This window comes from Youngiibacter fragilis 232.1 (assembly GCF_000495435.3).
GTDB lineage: Bacteria > Bacillota > Clostridia > Clostridiales > Clostridiaceae > Youngiibacter > Youngiibacter fragilis.
On the sequence record NZ_AXUN02000135.1, the window covers coordinates 1 to 16,774 of the forward strand.

A 16,774-nucleotide genomic window follows, 5' to 3' on the forward strand; every position below is an offset into this window, starting at 1 on the left:
TTCGATATCACTTAAAAATATTTATGATCGCTTCCGAAATAGGATGTACGTCTTGGTGGATTTGTGGTATGATTTTCACAACATGAACCTCCAGTGTTATATATGTTTGCTATACACCTCCATTATAACAAATTCTGGCTCGTTCATGTTGTTTTTTTACAAATAATCTATTAATCCCAATAGTTTGCGGGCAATTTTAATGTGCGAAGTTTGAGTTACTTATATTATATTATCTGAATACCAAAGGATAATATCTAAATTGGATGTTGCCATAGGCATTTCTATTAAATAGAAGGTTACGCAAAGCCCGGAATCCTGACCCATGCATTCTTATTACAGGTTAAGTTTCTCAGATACTTATCTGGTTTCGCTGACCTGGCAATCCAATCTCAAAAACCCAATTGTACACCTTTATCGTAATGATGATATACTCAAGAAAATGAGGCAAAGGAGGCATGCAGAACTTGGAGCTTGTAGAAATAAGGATCAAGAGGTCGCGAGGCATACCTGCAGAGGCTGCAGATGAAGCTGTTTTGGTTGAAGGATTTGGAATTGAGGGTGATGTGTTCGCCGGAAAGGCAGACAGGGAAATCAGCCTGTTTGACGAGGCCTCAAGGCTTTACAGGCATGAAGAAAGAAAAGATGGCTTCTGCACAGTTCGGTTTGGAGAGAATCTCCTGACAAGGGGTATTGATTATCAGAAGGCACCATTAGGAACCAGATTGGCAATTGGTGATGGAATAGTTGAAATAACACAATCAGGAAAGGAATGCCACCCTGAATGCCCTGTATTTGGAAGGGAGGGCAACTGTGGAATGCATCTGCATGGTGCCTACGGTAAAGTCGTGAAGGGCGGATCCATACATCCTGGAGACAAGATACGGATATTATCTGGTCGGTAGACAATCTATCCATGGAGGTACTTACCGCTTCGGAGTATCACTGAAGGAAACGATAATTAAGCTCTCAGACCGACTGGTGATAGATTCAGCAGATAATGGTACATGAAGCCCTGTATAATGCTGCTTAATCCCATTTCTTAGAAGGCGTCCAATTCAAGCATCTTCAGCGAATATAACCCTGGTATGCTCATCCAGGGAGCAGGAGTGAGAATGTCAATTCCTTAGATTTGAAATGAAAGGACCAGCCTAACTTTGTGAGTTGATCTCACAGCCAAGCTGGTCCTATTGATTATTTCATTTCTTCAGCAGCTATCTGTCCAGCGATCTTACCGAATACTATTATGTCAGTTACGGCATTTCCGCCTATCCTGTTAGCTCCGTGAACTCCGCCTACAACCTCACCAGCTGCATACAGTCCGGCAATCGCCTTTCCGTCAGTGCCTATGACATGAGTAGTCGTATCGATCTTAAGTCCGCCCATGGTATGGTGGATTCCAGGAGTTACCTTCAGAGCAAAGTATGGTCCCTCTTCGAGTGACTTTGTAAGGTGTGTCCTGTTGAATTCAGCATCCTTGCCTGATTTTACAGCCTCTGCATATGTAGCCATAGTCTCTTCAAGAACTGCAGCATCCATTCCAAGCTCCTTTGCAAGGTCTGCAAGGGTTGCTGCCTCGACTGCGTATCCCTTCTTAACATAACCTGCAAGTGAAGCGTTCTCAGCCCTCATCTCTTCGTTGGTTATGAGGTACGCTATTCCATCAGTCTGCTTGAGTATGTTAGCAGATACTACATCCCTTGTAAGAAGCTCATCTGTGAATCTCTTACCTTCAGCGTTTATAAGTATCGCACCGTCGCCTCTGAGTCCTTCAGTGAACATATAACCAGTCTCAGGATCGGTAGTTGGGTGTATCTGTATCTCGCCGATGTCAGTCAGGTCAGCACCGACTGCCTGAGCCATGACGATTCCGTCTCCGGTCGCACCCTTATGGTTGGTTGTGGAGAATCCTACAAGGTCAGGTCTGAACCCTTCTACCATCTCACTGTTTGCTCCGAATCCACCTGTAGCTATTATTACAGCCTTAGCCTCTATCTTGAAAGGATTTCCATTTTCATCCTTTGCTTCGATACCGACAGCTGCTCCGTCCTTGGTAAGGATCTTAGTAGCCTCTGTGTTGAGCATTATCTCAACCTTGAGTGCTTCAAGCTTCGCAGAGAGAACCTTTATTACAACTGGTCCAACTGCTGATCCGTCAACTGGTGTATGTATCCTCGGATTTGTAGCACCACCTGAAAGAGTCACCCTCTTGAGGTCTCCGCCCAGCTCGTTTATCCAGTCAACTGCAGCGGCAGCATTGTCTACCAATGTCTGAAGAAGCGCTGGATCATTCTTTTCCTTTCCGCCCTTCATCGTGTCGTTGTAGAAGGTTTCCTTAGTGTCTGTGATTCCCGCTGCAGCCTGTATTGAAGTCTCTGCTGCGTTCATTCCACCGGTTGCCCTTGTTGTATTTCCGCCTACTATCGGCATCTTCTCAACAATTATGACCTTCTTGCCAGCTGTTGCGGCTTCAACCGCTGCAGACATACCAGCTCCGCCAGCGCCTATTATTACTATGTCAGTAGAAAGGTCTTCCTGCTTCGCTGCAGGAGTAGTGGCAGTCGCCTTCTTAAGAGCCTCAATATCAGCACCAGCTTTTTCAAGTGCGGCTGTAATGGCTGCAATCATCGCAGTACTTGAAACTGTAGCTCCGCTTACAGTATCTACAGCAAGACTCTGGCTGTTCATGATATTTTCAATTACAGCCTTTGCAGCTCCTGAACCGATACCCTCTGTCTCATTGGGTGCATCTATGACAATTTCAGTGATCTTGTCAGCTGTAACTGTAACCTTCGCCTTGACTTCTCCGCCATGGCCCTTTGCAGTGCCTTCGTAAGTTCCCGGATTGAACTTGCCTTCAGTCTTCTTGGTTCCGCATGCCGCAATTCCCGCTACCATAGTAACCAACGCAAGGCAAACCAGTATTGTCTTTAGCATTCTCTTCATTGATTAATTCCCTCCAAATAACAAATACCACTTGTAACGTTAATATATTAACAAAAACATCATCCATAGACAATAGCCAGAAATAATGTTTTCACAATTGAATCGTTATCACAGAAATTATTTTTAGACTTTTCATATTTTGGAAATCCCAATAAGATGTTAGAATCCAATTGAAGATCAAAACAGACGGAGGGATGAAATTGGCAAAAGTGGATAGGGTCATTTTTCTAGTGGACATGAATGCCTTTTTCGTCACCTGCGAGATGACCAGAAATAAGGATCTTATAGGTAAGCCTTCAGCTGTCGCCGGTGACCCTAAGAAGAGAACCGGAATAATCCTTGCAGCCAATTATGATGCGCGAGCCTGTGGAGTAAGGACCGCCATGCCTCTGAACCAGGCCCTGAAGCTTTGCCCTGAACTTGTTGTAGTCCCTCCGGACCACAGGTTCTACAGTGAAATGTCAGACAGGGTCATGGAGCTTCTCTCCCATTACTCGCCAGTAGTTGAGCAGAACAGCATCGATGAGGCATGGCTGGACATGACAGGCATGGAAGAGCACTTCGGTGACCCGGTCCGGGCTGCAGGCCTCATCATGGATGATATAAGGGAAACACTGGGATTATGGTGTTCCATAGGAATCGCGGATAACAAGTTTCTAGCCAAGATGGCCTCTGAGCTGAAGAAACCATTAGGAATTACACGGCTCCCGGGCAATGACTACAAGACAAGGCTCTGGCCGCTGCCTGTGAGGGAAATGTACGGGATTGGAAAAAAGACGGAAGAGCAGCTATCAGAAATTGGTATAAGGACAATCGGCGAACTCGCCTTGGCTGATGAAGCCTTACTGACAAAAAAATTCGGTAAGGCAGGCCGGGTCATGCACGACCATGCCAACGGGATAGACTGCGACCCAGTTACGCCCCGGCACCATGAGGACATGAAGTCAATCGGCAAGTCAGTCACCATGTCTGAGGATATTACAGATATCGATACAGCCAGAAGAGTCCTTATGCGGCTGTCTGATGAAATATCAACAACCGCAAGAAAGAACTGTAAATGCGGACATACGGTCCAGATCACAATAAAATACAGTAATTTCACTACCATAACAAGGCAGATGACGATACCCCCCACGGACATCTCCAAACGCATTTTCGCCAGCGGCTGCGAGCTGCTCGAAAAAAACTGGGATTCCCGAAAACCGGTCCGGCTCCTTGGTATCAGCCTTTCCGGATTCGAAGTACAGTCAGAGATCCAGCTGGACCTTTTCTCGGACCTAACTGATGAATCATATCAAGCTGATGGCAAGGAGGAAAAGATCCAGAAGGCTATAGATGACATTAGGAACAAATTCGGGAAGGATAAGGTGTCCTGGGGAACCCTTCTCAAGAAGAGCAAATGAACTGACATCAAGGACCTGTGGTCATCACCACAGGTCCTTGATATATTTCAAATATTATTTCATCGCTGCAAGCATTCAACGCTAAGTCAAAGCTTCATATACTATGGTACCATTTCCCTCAGCCATTGCCAGTGCTGAGTTTTCAAGTGAGGTTATGACAGCCTCCCTGCCAAGCCTGTTCCTGACAAACCCTATGGCAGCCTGCACCTTCGGGAGCATGGATCCCTTGGCGAAATGCCCTTCAAGAACATATTTCTCAAGGTCTGTCCTTGATACCCTCTGGAGCTTCCTCATATCAGGCTTGTTGAAGTTAATAGCCACATTGTCCACTGCCGTTAGTACCATGAGGACATTCGCATCAAGCAACTCTGCAAGAAGATTGGAGGTGGCATCCTTGTCAATTACCGCATCTACGCCCTTATAACCTCCATCCACCGCAACTACAGGTATCCCCCCGCCACCGCATGCTATAACTACCATGCCCTCATCTGAAAGTTTTCTTATCGCCTCTATCTCGACTATATCGACAGGTTGAGGTGAAGGCACGACCCTTCTGTACCCCCTGCCCGAATCCTCCACAAACACATACCCCTTTTCCCTCGCTATCCTTTCTGATTCTTCAAAGGATACGAACTCCCCTATTGGTTTTGATGGACCATTAAATGCCGGGTCTTCAGGGTCAACAACCACCTGTGTTATGACAGTCGCCACCTGTTTATCAAGGCCCCTTTTCTTGAACTCATTGACCAGTGCGTTCTGTATATGGTATCCGATGTATCCTCCGCTAAGCGCAGAGCACTCTGCGAAGGGCATTTCAGTTCCTATAACACCTTCAGAGTATGAATGATTCAGCCCCTTATGTATCATCCCTACCTGCGGTCCGTTTCCATGGGTTATAACAAGTTCATTTCCTGTTTCAATAAGATTTGCTATCGAAACCGCAGCTTCAGATACCTGTGCGAGCTGTTCACTTACACTATTTCCGAGTGCATTGCCCCCCAGAGCAATAACTATCTTCTTCCCCAAAATTATCCTCCCATATGTATTTAAGTGTTTTTGTCAAAAATATCCCTGTTGAACTCCTTCTCGCTTACGGCGATGAAAAATGTGCACAACACATCATCAACTACGTTGAGGAATGTTCTGGCTATACCCGCAAACCAGTCCACTCCGGCGATGAGTGCTATACCTTCAAGCGGAAGTCCGGTCATGTTGAGAGCTATTGACACGGCAACCAGGGCTCCCCCCGGAACCAGCAGGTTACCTAGTGTTGACAGTGTTGAAACTGCGACTATCACAATCTGCTGCTGAAGGCTGAGCTCGATGCCATAGAACTGCGCGATCATTAGACACGATATCGCTATGGTCACAGCAAGCCCATCACTGTTCAATGACATTGCCAGCGAATTTACCAGCCTTGAAATCCTTGGACTAATGCCCAGCTTCTTCTCGCAGTCCTCCATTTGGACAGGAAGCGATATGGCTGATGAAGTAGTCGCTATTGATACTATTATCGTATTTTTAAGCTTATAAAGCACTTTTAACGGGTTTACCCTCGCATACGCTGAAACGATACCCAGGTTTAACATTAGTATTGCAATGCAAGTGATAAAGGTCGCTGCGAGGAACTTAACAAGCGGAACGATTACCCCCACGCCAATCGTTCCTGTTATGCTGCCAAGCAGCGCAAAAACCCCAACCGGAGCGAACCTCATTACCATCTTTATTATCTCCATTATCACCTTCCCGAAATCCACTGCGAGAGCATATACCCTTTTGGATCCCTCGCTATGTCTTGTCAGTGATATGGCCAGTCCGAAGAATATGGAGAACACGATAACCTGTACCATGTTACCCTCTACCATGGACTGAATTACGTTCTTCGGGAAGAACTCTGTAATAAGCTGAGGTATGCTTATGCTGAAAATCTGACCTTCATATTTTCCCGGAAGTACACCAGTTATGCCGACACCAGGCTTTATGATGTTTACCATCAATACGCCCATCACAGCACTTACAACAGTAGTTAACACAAACAGCACAAGGGCCTTGATCCCGATTTTCCCAATATCCGCGGGCTCTATGGAGCCCACGGATTCAATTATTGCTGACATCACAAGTAAAACGACTGACATCTGGATTAGCCTTAGGAAAATAGTTCCCAAAAAGCTTACATTGCCCATGCTTTCTCCGAAGAGTATGCCTGCAAGTATTCCTAGCGCCGATGCAATCAATATCTGTAAGCTGAAACTGATTTTTTTCAATACCACACCTCCCGGACAAATCCTGGATAAGTGCCGTCATTCCCTCAGCACTTCATTTTTCATCAGGCTGCAGTCTCTGCCTTTGGAGACTCATCTGAGTTGAAAATGTCCCTGTCCAGTTCATTTTCGCTTATGGCGACAATTACCGCAATAAGAACATCGTCAACCACGTTGAGAAGCGTCCTTATTATTCCTGCGAACCAGTCTACACCGGCCATTATCGCAACACCTTCAAGGGGAAGGCCTGTCATCGAGAAACCTATTGCCATTGTGACCAGTGCACCGCCTGGAACAGCAAGGTTGGCAAATGTAGCGAGCGTGGACATGACTCCAATCATGATATAGTTCGTGAAGTTCATCTCTATCCCGAAGAACTGTGCAACGGTTATGCATGCTACTGCAACCGTGATAGCCAGACCGTGGCTGTTAAGGTTCATTCCAAGAGGGTTAACAAGCCTTGATACCCTTCTGCTGACGCCGATCCTGAGTTCCGAATCCTCCATCTGCACTGGAAGTGAAACTGCCGATGAAGTTGTGGTAATTGCAACGATTATTGTATTGTTGAGTTTCTTCAGCAGCCTGTATGGATTGAGTCTTCCATACGCTGACACGATCCCGACCATGAGAAGTAAGACCGCGATGCATCCAACAGTAAGGGCGATGAGGAATTTGCCGAGCGCCATGAGCATGTTCACTCCTGAGGTTCCAGTAAGCGCAGCTACAAGGGCGAATATGCCTATGGGAGCAAAATTCATGACTATCTTGACTATCTGCATTATTATGACATTGAAGTCCTTTATGAATCCAAACACCGCCTGGGCACTGGAATTTCCCTTGAGCATCGACAGAGCGAGACCGAGGAATATTGAAAATACGATTATCTGGAGTATGCTTCCTGTTGACATCGACTCAACGATATTCTTAGGGAAAAAATTCACAAGAAGGTTGAGCGGGTTGCCTTCAGGAAGGGTACCTGTGAAGGCTGCGCCTTCCACACCGGTGACTCCTACGCCAGGCTTGATTATGAGTGACAATATGACTCCTACGAATGAAGCGAAGAGAGTGGAAGCTACAAATAGTGCGATTGTCTTTCCGCCGAGCTTGCCTATATCATGCATGTCAAGGCTTCCGATAGCTTCAGTAATGGCTCCCATAACAAGGAACACCACTGACATCTGCATTAGCCTCAGGAAGATGTCCCCAAGGAACTTGATGTTCCCCATGGACTTTCCGAAAAGCAATCCGCATATTATTCCCAGAGCTGAGGCAATTATCATCCATGTGCTAAGCTTGATCTTACCCTTTGACTTTGTCATTTTTGTACTCCTTTTTTTATATTAGCTGCCGGTATTTCCGGCAGCTGATTATCATATCAGATCTGACTATGACTCGAATCTGTCTGCAAACTCCAGAATTGCCTTCTCGAAGCATTCCAAAGGAGGATTTGCAATGCCTGCTCCTATCTGTCCCCTTCCCCTTTCCTTGTGGGCTATGCCCGTTGTTATTATTGGAAGTATTCCAGTCTCGATGACCTTCCTTATGTCAACTCCAGCCGGAGTACCTCTGAAATTCAGGAATGGTATCGTATAGTTCCTGTTTTCGCTCCAGGTTATCTCGTACATCTTTTTCACATATGACATAGCATCGGAAACCGTTCCACCTACGAACTGGACTATAGCCGGTGCATTGCCAAGTGAGAATCCTCCAAGGCCTGCGGTTTCAGAAATCGCCGAGTCACCCATGTCTGGAGTTGAGTCCGCCTGGCTGAATCCAGGGAAGAAGAGTCCGTCGACAAGCTGTGCCGGTCCGGTGAACCACTTGTCCTTTCCCATTCCGCTTACCTTTATCCCGAAGTCCTTTCCGTTTCTTGCAAGTGCTGTAACGATAGTGCTGTTTTCAACTCCTGTTGCAGCATCCAGCTGCGCCTTGCTTGCTGCCATGGTTATTGACAGGTGGTAATGCTCGTTTCCATTGATGAACTCGGATACCCTGAGTATCGTCTCCTTGTCATATTCGGACCTAAGGAGATGCGGAAGTATCTGCTTGTAGAAGAGCACACTTGATGCCTTGTTCCTGTTATGGCATTCGTCCGACATGTGGAGAGCCTGCGATATTGTCGCTCCTGCATCGATCCCGCCAGCCCTTACAAGGGCATCGTTCAGTACCGGCCTGAACTCGCTGTCCAGCCACTTCAGCCTTCTTATCACTCCCTCATCCCAGGACCCGTACCTCTGTACCGTATATCCGGATCCCTCATGTACTGTAGAGAATGCATAATTGCCGTAGGTCTCATTCTTAACTACATGTACAAGCATGTGAGCTGAGGTTACACCTGTCATCGCCCCTACCATCTGGTGGTCATGGCATGGGGAGTAGGTTATCTCTCCTGATACAGCGAGCCTGGCCGCAGCTTCCGGTCCATCCGCCAGCCCTTCATATATAAGGGCACCTATGACCGCTCCTTTCATAGGTCCCGGCATGTCCTCGTATCTTATCGGCGGTCCCGCATGCAGTATCGTCTTTTCAGTCATCCCGGGAACAACGTCTATAGCCCTTGATACTCCGGTGAGCACAAGCTTTGAACTCATCATTATCTCGATTGTCCTGTCGTTCGCCCTGTCTACAGCTTCGTTATCGCCTATTTTCGCAAGTGCCTCTATAAGCCTTTGGTCTCCTCCTGCCGGTGGGTTCCACTTCACCTGGACTGCAGGTATCCCCTGCGCTTCAAGATCCTCCCTGAACATGTCCATGCCGAGGTTCACCGGCATAAGGTCTTTTGAAAAAAGTTCGTTTATCGCACCCATCTATCTGGCACCTCCTGTCAGTTCGAGCGAAAGTCTCGCTGCCCTTGCATTGCTGCTTGCGACTATTGCCCCTTGTTCCCTCAGCAGATGTACCTGTTTCTCGTATCCCTGCAGGTCGCCCTTTGTACCAAGAACATATGCTATGAACATCACTTCGCGTCCGGATTCCTTTAGAGCTGATTTAGCTTTCGCGATTGCCCCGGCAGCTTCACCTGCAGGATTCCTGTGGGATCCGAAGCCAAGCTCCACATCGAACAACACTACTGCAGTCTCCGGATCAAGTGCTTCGGACACTATCCTCTTGTTCCTGAGATCAGGGTCTATCATCGGATGAGGCCGACCAACTGTGAATTTGTCATCACCGAGGTCTACGAAGCTGTGTGCAATGCTGTGCGACGAATCAGGAAGCTGCCTTACCTTACCGACATTGCTGTATACATCCTCAGGAAGCGCCTTTCCGAAAATGGCTGCAGCCTCATCGCACAGCGTACCTCCGCAATATAGACCCCTGACATATTTCTGACCGTTTGCAAGAAGCCTTTCTGACACTCCACGGAGCTCTTCAATATTCCATTCATCTGCCAGCGGGACTGCATCACCTTCTGTAAGTACGACCGCTTTTCTGGCTGCCTCCTCAAGTGTTGATGCAAAGTGGAGCCTTCCGTCATCTGTTTTTTCAGGGCTGTTTATGAAGCATACAACTACATCCTTACTGCAGCTTACTGCCCTCTCAAGTATCCTCGCGGCTATTGATTCTACAGGAGGCTTTGAAATGAGCACAATTGCCTTGGTTGACGGATCCTTGTCAAGGGCATCGATGCAATCAAGCATCATGATGCCTCCGACCTCAAGGCTAAGGTCTCTTCCCCCTGTTCCAAGGACCTGTGAAACTCCGCCACCCATCTGGTCTATAAGTACGCTGACTTCCTGGGTTCCTGTTCCTGAAGCGCCTACGATTCCTATTCCGCCTGCCCTGACCTTGTTGGCGAAGCAAAGCCCCTTACCATTGATTATCGCGGTGCCGCAATCCGGCCCCATCATCAGAAGTCCCTTTTCATGGGCGAGCTTCTTCAGAGATATTTCCTCTCCGACAGATATGTTGTCTGAAAAGAGCATGACGTGAAGTCCTCTGTTCAGTGCTTTCCTTGCCTCCTGTGCTGCATAGGCACCTGGAAGGGATATGAGCGAGATGTTTATTTCAGGATACCTCTTCATTGCCGATCCAAGCGATGAAGGTGGTGCCTCTTCATTCTTCTCGTCTTTGGCCTTCTCGTTCAGCTTCCTTTCAACCAGAGCAAGCACCTCTTCTTCACTGGTGCCTTCATCGGCAACAAAGGCTATTATAAGGTCACTTGGCTTTGCAGCCCTGGCTTCATCGAAAAGCAGGCCGGCTGCCTGAAGAAGCTCCTTGTTCATGTCCGTACCCATACCGACCATGGCGCTTCTCACTCCAGGATGCTCTTCCACTGCCCTTGAGATCTGCATCAGTGACACAGAGTCATAATAGACATTGCTTCGTATCATTCCTTTGATTTGCAAAAATATCACTCCTTATCTTGCGCATGTCTTTACTTATTTGATTGCATGTTTTATACTTCAATTATGCAAGTGGTCACTTCAATATTATCCCTGCTGTTAAACGTTGTCAATATGGCTGAAAAATAAATGATAGCGATTACGTGCAGAAATGTATTCTTCTGCTTGCCCTGGTGTGGAGTCTGCTCGCAAATGTGGTATATTATAGGTAAACCGATCAAATAGCGGAAAGGTGTATTATATGAGTGACAATTGGACAAGGCTTATCGAAACTGCATATCCCATGTTCATGGAAAAGGGCTACAAAGGCACAGCCACGGCTGATATCGCAAAGGCTGCCGAGATTAATGAAAGCACCCTGTTTCGGAACTTCAAATCGAAGGAAAAACTCTTCCATGCGTCCATTGAGCATTTTGCCAATAAGGCAATCGGAATCGAATTCAACATTTTTGAATATACCGGCAATCTGCATGATGACCTGAAGAGAATGATAAAGACAATGTTTGAGGTTGACCTTGAACTGATCCCTTCCTTCAGGCTGCTTATCAAGAGGTCGCTTGTCAAGGAAAGTGTACTGGAAGAAATCTCAAAGGCTCTTTCCAACCAGAATGAGCTGTTCAGTCATTATCTGACCGGTGCCATGAGCAGGGGGCTTATGGTGGAAGCAGAGGCTGATCTGCTTGTAGACCTGATTTCCAGCCATGTCTTCAGCAAAACCTTTGAATTGCTTACAAGCAGGGACCAGGATGGCTTCAGCGGAAGGCTGGATGCCATGGTGGAAGAAACTACCATTTACTTCCTGGAAATGGTAAAGGTTCGGGAGGTGACGCAATGAGAAGATCCCTTCAGGACCAGATTGAAGAAGCTGCACTACTCCTGTTTTCAAGGCAGGGTTTCAACGAGACCAGTACCTTTGAGATAGCTAAAGCTGCGAATGTAAGCGAAGCTACCATTTTCAGGATGTTCAAGACCAAACACGACCTTTATATCAATGTGCTTGATAAATATGGACGTAAGGCAGAACTAAGCTACAACAGCATTTTTCACAGACTTTCATTCGATGACCTGGAATCCGACCTTAAAGTCATAGTCGAAAGCTTCTACCATTTCTACTTTGAAAACATCCACATAACCAGGATCTACATTTCCAATGCCATACAGTTCAGTGAGATTACGGGCTTCAATTACCTGGCCTACCCTCAGCTCAGGGAATTCCTTGAGGGTTACCTCAAGGAGATGAGCATACGTGGTAAGGTCAGCGAGGAGTTCCCAAGCAGGATTTCCAATCTTGTGATGTCCTTGATGGTCAAGGATGTCGCGTTCCTTACAACCTTCAGCAAGCTAGAGGCGCTTGATGACAAGACATTATCCCTGCTTAGGGAAAAATGGCAAAAAAGGCTTGTACTTCTTAGCCTTATGCGTTAAGGCATTCAATCAGGAAATCCTATGTTTGCATTGAAGCAGCCTCAGGCTGCTTCTTCATTTTCAAATCCTCTTTTCCCATCCTCATCTTTTTCAATATTTCCATATAAAAAAGGACGTCCTTTCGAACGTCCTGGTTTCAGAACAGAATCCTCTCTGTCAGGCTATGTATTCTTTCCTTTCTCTCCCTGATATATGCATCAATCTTTTGGACTGAAGTATTCAGGACAAGCTCCTCAGGAAAACCGACTTCTTCAAGAAGTCTGTAGACTTTACCGAATTCCCCTACGCTGTCACTGAAGTGAGCATCGCTTCCAGTCACAATTCTCACTCCATGCCTTTTGCATAGTATCGCAAACTGCCTGCAGTTCTCCTCACTGCCGGTCCTGACTGCAAAGGAATGGTTGTTGATCTCAATAAGCTTTCCATGCTCTTTAGCTGCAAGGACAACCTCCTCTATATCAACCTGGTACTTTGGATTGCCTGGATGCGATACTGCATCTATATAGGGGTTTGAAAGAGCCCTTACCATTCCTCTGGTATGGTCATGTACCTTGCCTGGCTTAAGGCATGGCTCATGGTAGCCTGCCATGCAGAAATCAAGCTTTCCAAGAAATCTTTCAGGAAGGTCTATTGCTCCTTCGAAATCCATAATGTTTGCTTCCACTCCCCTGATTATCCTGACTCCATGTATTGAAGGAGGCAGTATCTTAAGATTATGGAAATATAGGAATCCAGGTGCACCAGGAAGGTCCGGACCGTGATCTGTCACGGCCATCATCTCTATCCCGTTATCCGATGCACCTTTGGCCATTTCCTGTATCGTGCTGTATGCATGACCGCTTGCGATCGTATGTGTATGCGTATCTACAACTATTCTCATCAGTTTATTCTCCTTTGCTCTGCCAGCAGATCATACTGGCCATGTTGTCTCAAGATTTCAGTATTCCTTGAATGTCAGGTCCGTTGCTGCCTATCTGCATACCAAGGTCTGGCTTACAATATCCGCAAATATCTCCATGCCTTCAGTAGCTGCAACATGTATGACATCAGACAGGTGGTCTGCTCCTGCAATAAGACTGCTCAGGCGGTTCTTCTTCATCAGCATCAGAAGCGGGTTGTATGTCACATCACTTTTCCCGTCAAATATTGCTGCATAGAATATCCCTGTTTCCACAAGGTCCTGGAAGAAATGGCTTCCGAACGAAAGCTCAGGCATAAGTCCTGATTCAGCGGAGGAAACCTCGCAGATCACTGCCATATTTGATATCTCGGTAAAATGGACTGGTACTCCAAGTGTTGGAGTGGTGGTTCCCCATCTTCCCGGTCCCACAAGCATCACACCATTGCCTTTAAGGCTTTCATTGAGTTTCCCTATGGTTCGGGCTACCTCATACTTACCCTGCTCATCAAGCTTCAGGTATTCCATAGTCTTGACAAGTATGGTGTAGTCAAGTGGCAGCCTGACATTTCCGCCCATGAAATTGCCCTTTGACCTTATCAGGCAATTTTCACAGTCGCCAGGCTTCGGCATCTCAACTGGAGTTCCCAGGCCTCTTGTCTGCAGCGGCCTGCACTGCACGAGATTCACCTTGAACCTGCCATCCTTTGTGAAGTTCGCTGTAAATTCAATGTCCACAGGGTATTTGTATACCCTGGAAATGAGCTCGAGCATGCTTCTCATAAGGCCTGGAAATTCAGTTTCTGAAAGCAGCTTCTTGAAATCCATGATTATAGGACGATACTTAAGGGAATATCCTCTTTCCCTCAGATACTCTTCGCTCCTGAAATCAATGCTTGCAAAGAGGCTCCTGTCAGTGCCGATTTCACCGCTTACCAGCTCGTCAACATTTCTTGTCAGCAGGCTGTTCTCCAGTATTGAGATGACATCCGCATAATGCTGGGAGAATTTCTTCTCATCTCCATATCCTATATGCGGCGTCCTCATTGGATTATCAAGGCAAACCACATGCGCATAATCACCCACGCTTCTTTCAACTGCCCTGGTCCCGAGTCCGAACACCATTCTTAGCATGCCAGCGGTTATGTCGATGTCCTTATCCCAGACATAGAGGTTCGTTGAGTTTCCAACACCAGCAAGGTGGGGATAGAAGTTCTCCCCATGATAATCCCCGGATACCCGCTGTACAAGGATGGCCATCTGTTCATCGCTTTCCGACAGTCCCCTGTTAAGCCTGTAGTTAAGCGCGTCATCGCTCATTGTGCTTGCATATACTGTCCTTATTGCCTGCTCCAGCGCCTCATATCTCTCTTCAGGGGTACCCTGGTTAGCACAGAATACGCTTTCGTATTTGCCTGCGAATGCGTTGCCGAAATTGTCCTCCTGAAGTGAGCTGGACCTTACTATTATGGGAGACTGTCCGTAATATTCAAGCATCTGGTAGAACTGCTCCTTTATTATCGAGGGGAACTTCCCCCTAAGAAGCTTCTCCTTCAGCTCTGGTGCAAGAGAAAAATAGCCCTCCCTTGTCTTCTGCCTTGTCCTCAGGCTCCACCATCCGTTCTGGACTATGTACGTGTAGAAGATATCTGAACCAAGGTAAAAGGAGTCATGAGGTTCAAGGTACCTTGTGAATTTCTCACCGGCTTCCTTCTCAAGTATTTTTCTGGCCAAGAGCATACCAACACTCTTTCCACCGATGAATCCGGTTCCGACTTCCCTGGATGCGACTGCAAGTATGTCTGCAAGCGTGAAGTACCGGTCACACAGGTCGAACATCCTCTGCCCTCCACCTATTATGGTGGACATGAGCTCCCTCTTGATATCCTCCTGAGCCTTCCTGTCCCTGGTCAGCGTATCTCCGGCTTTTCCGAGCATTATCTGCCAGTGGTCAAGCTTATCCTTTCCTCTGTCCAGGTTTGAGAAGAGCTCCGCCACCTCCATGCTGGAGGTTATGGTGGAGGCCTCGTCTCCCTCCACAAGATGGGGGAAGAACATGGTCGGAGAATACCTCTGCCACACCTTCAGCGGGTGTATGTACCTTTTACCGCCAACATTGTACAGGTCAAGAAGCAGCTGCGTTGTCTCCCTTATCCCGGCTATGGTGCTGTACGTGTGGGAGTTCCTCATTATGGCAAAATAGGCGATCGTTTCCAGGTCGTACAGGAATGGGCAGGTAACCTTGAAAAAGTTCGCTATCATGAGGTCCGAATGCCAGAATTCAAGAAGGTCCGTAAGGCAGTCGAAAACATACAGTGCCTTCAAGCCCTCTTTCTCAATTAGCTTCCTGATCTCAGAAGCGAAGCTTTCGAAGCCCTTCTTCGAGTCAATTTCATACTTTTTCGTATAGGAAGATTCACTTAGAACGGGATTGTGCATTCCAAACCTGAAGTATATGAGCTTTCTTCCTTCAGATATTGCATTTTCAGCAAAAGGCTGCGCAACATTACTATAGTCGGTAATTGAATCTACCTGCCAGACCACATTGTCACCAAGACGCATATAATCAATGACCCTGTCGAATCCTCCAAGGCCACTTCCTACTCTTTCATGCATAGCCATAAACACGCCCTCCTAAGCTCTTCTTAGGAAGATTATACAACACTTATGCTATAATTGTTCATAAGTAAATGAATCAGAATACTGGAGGGTATCATGAATGAAGTGATAAGGCAGCTTAAAGACAGAAAATCCTGCAGGATATTCGTGAAGCGGGAGGTGCCATCCGATGTCAGGAATGAAATCCTGAAATCGGCACTGGAAGCCCCTACCGCCGGTGCAATGATGCTCTATACGATAATCGATGTCACTGATTCCGGGAAGAAGAAGAGACTGTCAGTAACCTGCGACAATCAGCCATTCATCGCCGATGCGCCAATGGTTTTGGTATTTCTTGCAGACTGGCAGAGATGGTTCGACGCATTCGGATTTGAAGGCTGTGAACCGAGAACACCCGGTTCTGGCGATATTCTCCTTGCCTGCGCTGATGCGATTGCAGCAGCCCAGAACACGGTTGTTGCAGCCCATTCCCTAGGGCTTGGCTCCTGCTACATAGGAGACATAATAGAGAACTGCGAGGATGTACGGGAAATCCTCAATCTTCCTGAATACGTGCTTCCCGCAGCAATGGTCGTATACGGATATCCCAGCGAATCGCAGATAAAGAGAAAAAAGCCTGAGCGCTTCTCCATTGAACACATTGTCCACCAGAACAGCTATCGAAGGCTTACAATGGATGAACATAAGGGAATGCAATCAGACCTCAACAGGAAATCCGGTTTCCCGGAGAAGGATATAACAGAATCTGTAAGGGCACTATGCAAGAGGAAGTACATGTCTGAATTTTCACTGGAGATGAACAGGTCTGCAAGGATCTACCTGGATAAATTCAACTCACCCAACAACAAATAGAGCCTGTAGGCTCTATAATCTGGAGGCAGC

General features: G+C 46.9%; 13 protein-coding genes. 5 read left to right on the plus strand and 8 right to left on the minus strand.

From position 1 onward, the window contains the following. Positions 1 to 464 precede the first annotated feature (464 nt). The gene (locus T472_RS06675) at positions 465 to 902 is read left to right on the plus strand and encodes an MOSC domain-containing protein (protein WP_023388708.1); all 438 of its coding nucleotides are present in this window, start codon (positions 465 to 467) and stop codon (positions 900 to 902) included. A gap of 289 nt (positions 903 to 1,191) precedes the next feature. Here T472_RS06675 and T472_RS06680 read toward each other — a convergent pair whose 3' ends face one another. Then, entirely contained in the window at positions 1,192 to 2,943 is a 1,752-nt protein-coding gene (locus T472_RS06680) for a flavocytochrome c (RefSeq protein WP_023388707.1), read from the minus strand. 209 nt (positions 2,944 to 3,152) lie between these two features. Between T472_RS06680 and T472_RS06685 the strand changes: the two genes are divergently transcribed. After that, positions 3,153 to 4,346, plus strand: coding sequence for a DNA polymerase IV (locus T472_RS06685; protein WP_040906946.1), 1,194 nt, complete (start codon positions 3,153 to 3,155; stop codon positions 4,344 to 4,346). Positions 4,347 to 4,427: 81 nt separating this feature from the next. On the opposite strand, the gene arcC is transcribed toward T472_RS06685, so the two are convergent. From arcC to fdrA, 5 genes are all read right to left on the minus strand, one after another. After that, positions 4,428 to 5,372, minus strand: a complete 945-nt coding sequence (arcC, locus tag T472_RS06690) for a carbamate kinase (protein ID WP_023388705.1) — start codon at positions 5,370 to 5,372, stop codon at positions 4,428 to 4,430. A 20-nt stretch (positions 5,373 to 5,392) separates the two neighbouring features. After that, entirely contained in the window at positions 5,393 to 6,610 is a 1,218-nt protein-coding gene (locus T472_RS06695; RefSeq protein WP_023388704.1) for a dicarboxylate/amino acid:cation symporter, read from the minus strand. Between the two features lie 62 nt (positions 6,611 to 6,672). Further along, on the minus strand, positions 6,673 to 7,926 hold the full coding sequence (locus T472_RS06700) for a dicarboxylate/amino acid:cation symporter (protein WP_023388703.1): 1,254 nt from the start codon (positions 7,924 to 7,926) through the stop codon (positions 6,673 to 6,675). Positions 7,927 to 7,992: 66 nt separating this feature from the next. Then, positions 7,993 to 9,414, minus strand: coding sequence for a YlbE family protein (locus T472_RS06705; RefSeq protein WP_040906938.1), 1,422 nt, complete (start codon positions 9,412 to 9,414; stop codon positions 7,993 to 7,995). Continuing rightward, the gene (fdrA, locus tag T472_RS06710; RefSeq protein ID WP_040906939.1) at positions 9,415 to 10,953 is read right to left on the minus strand and encodes an acyl-CoA synthetase FdrA; all 1,539 of its coding nucleotides are present in this window, start codon (positions 10,951 to 10,953) and stop codon (positions 9,415 to 9,417) included. A gap of 238 nt (positions 10,954 to 11,191) precedes the next feature. On the opposite strand from fdrA, the gene T472_RS06715 reads away from it, so the two are divergent. Together T472_RS06715 and T472_RS06720 are read left to right on the plus strand one after the other, a co-directional pair. After that, complete coding sequence (locus tag T472_RS06715; protein WP_023388702.1) at positions 11,192 to 11,785, plus strand: TetR/AcrR family transcriptional regulator; 594 nt, start codon at positions 11,192 to 11,194, stop codon at positions 11,783 to 11,785. Continuing rightward, the gene (locus T472_RS06720; RefSeq protein WP_023388701.1) at positions 11,782 to 12,375 is read left to right on the plus strand and encodes a TetR/AcrR family transcriptional regulator; all 594 of its coding nucleotides are present in this window, start codon (positions 11,782 to 11,784) and stop codon (positions 12,373 to 12,375) included. Before T472_RS06715 ends, T472_RS06720 begins: the two co-directional genes overlap by 4 nt. A 136-nt stretch (positions 12,376 to 12,511) precedes the next feature. Here the strand turns inward: T472_RS06720 and T472_RS06725 are convergent, their stop codons facing one another. Together T472_RS06725 and T472_RS06730 are read right to left on the minus strand one after the other, a co-directional pair. Next, entirely contained in the window at positions 12,512 to 13,255 is a 744-nt protein-coding gene (locus tag T472_RS06725) for a phosphatase (protein WP_023388700.1), read from the minus strand. A gap of 90 nt (positions 13,256 to 13,345) precedes the next feature. Next, the gene (locus T472_RS06730; RefSeq protein ID WP_023388699.1) at positions 13,346 to 15,895 is read right to left on the minus strand and encodes a PEP/pyruvate-binding domain-containing protein; all 2,550 of its coding nucleotides are present in this window, start codon (positions 15,893 to 15,895) and stop codon (positions 13,346 to 13,348) included. Between the two features lie 93 nt (positions 15,896 to 15,988). On the opposite strand from T472_RS06730, the gene T472_RS06735 reads away from it, so the two are divergent. Next, a complete protein-coding gene (locus tag T472_RS06735) occupies positions 15,989 to 16,744 on the plus strand; it encodes a nitroreductase family protein (RefSeq protein WP_023388698.1) in 756 nt (251 codons plus the stop codon). The last annotated feature ends 30 nt before the right edge of the window (positions 16,745 to 16,774 follow it).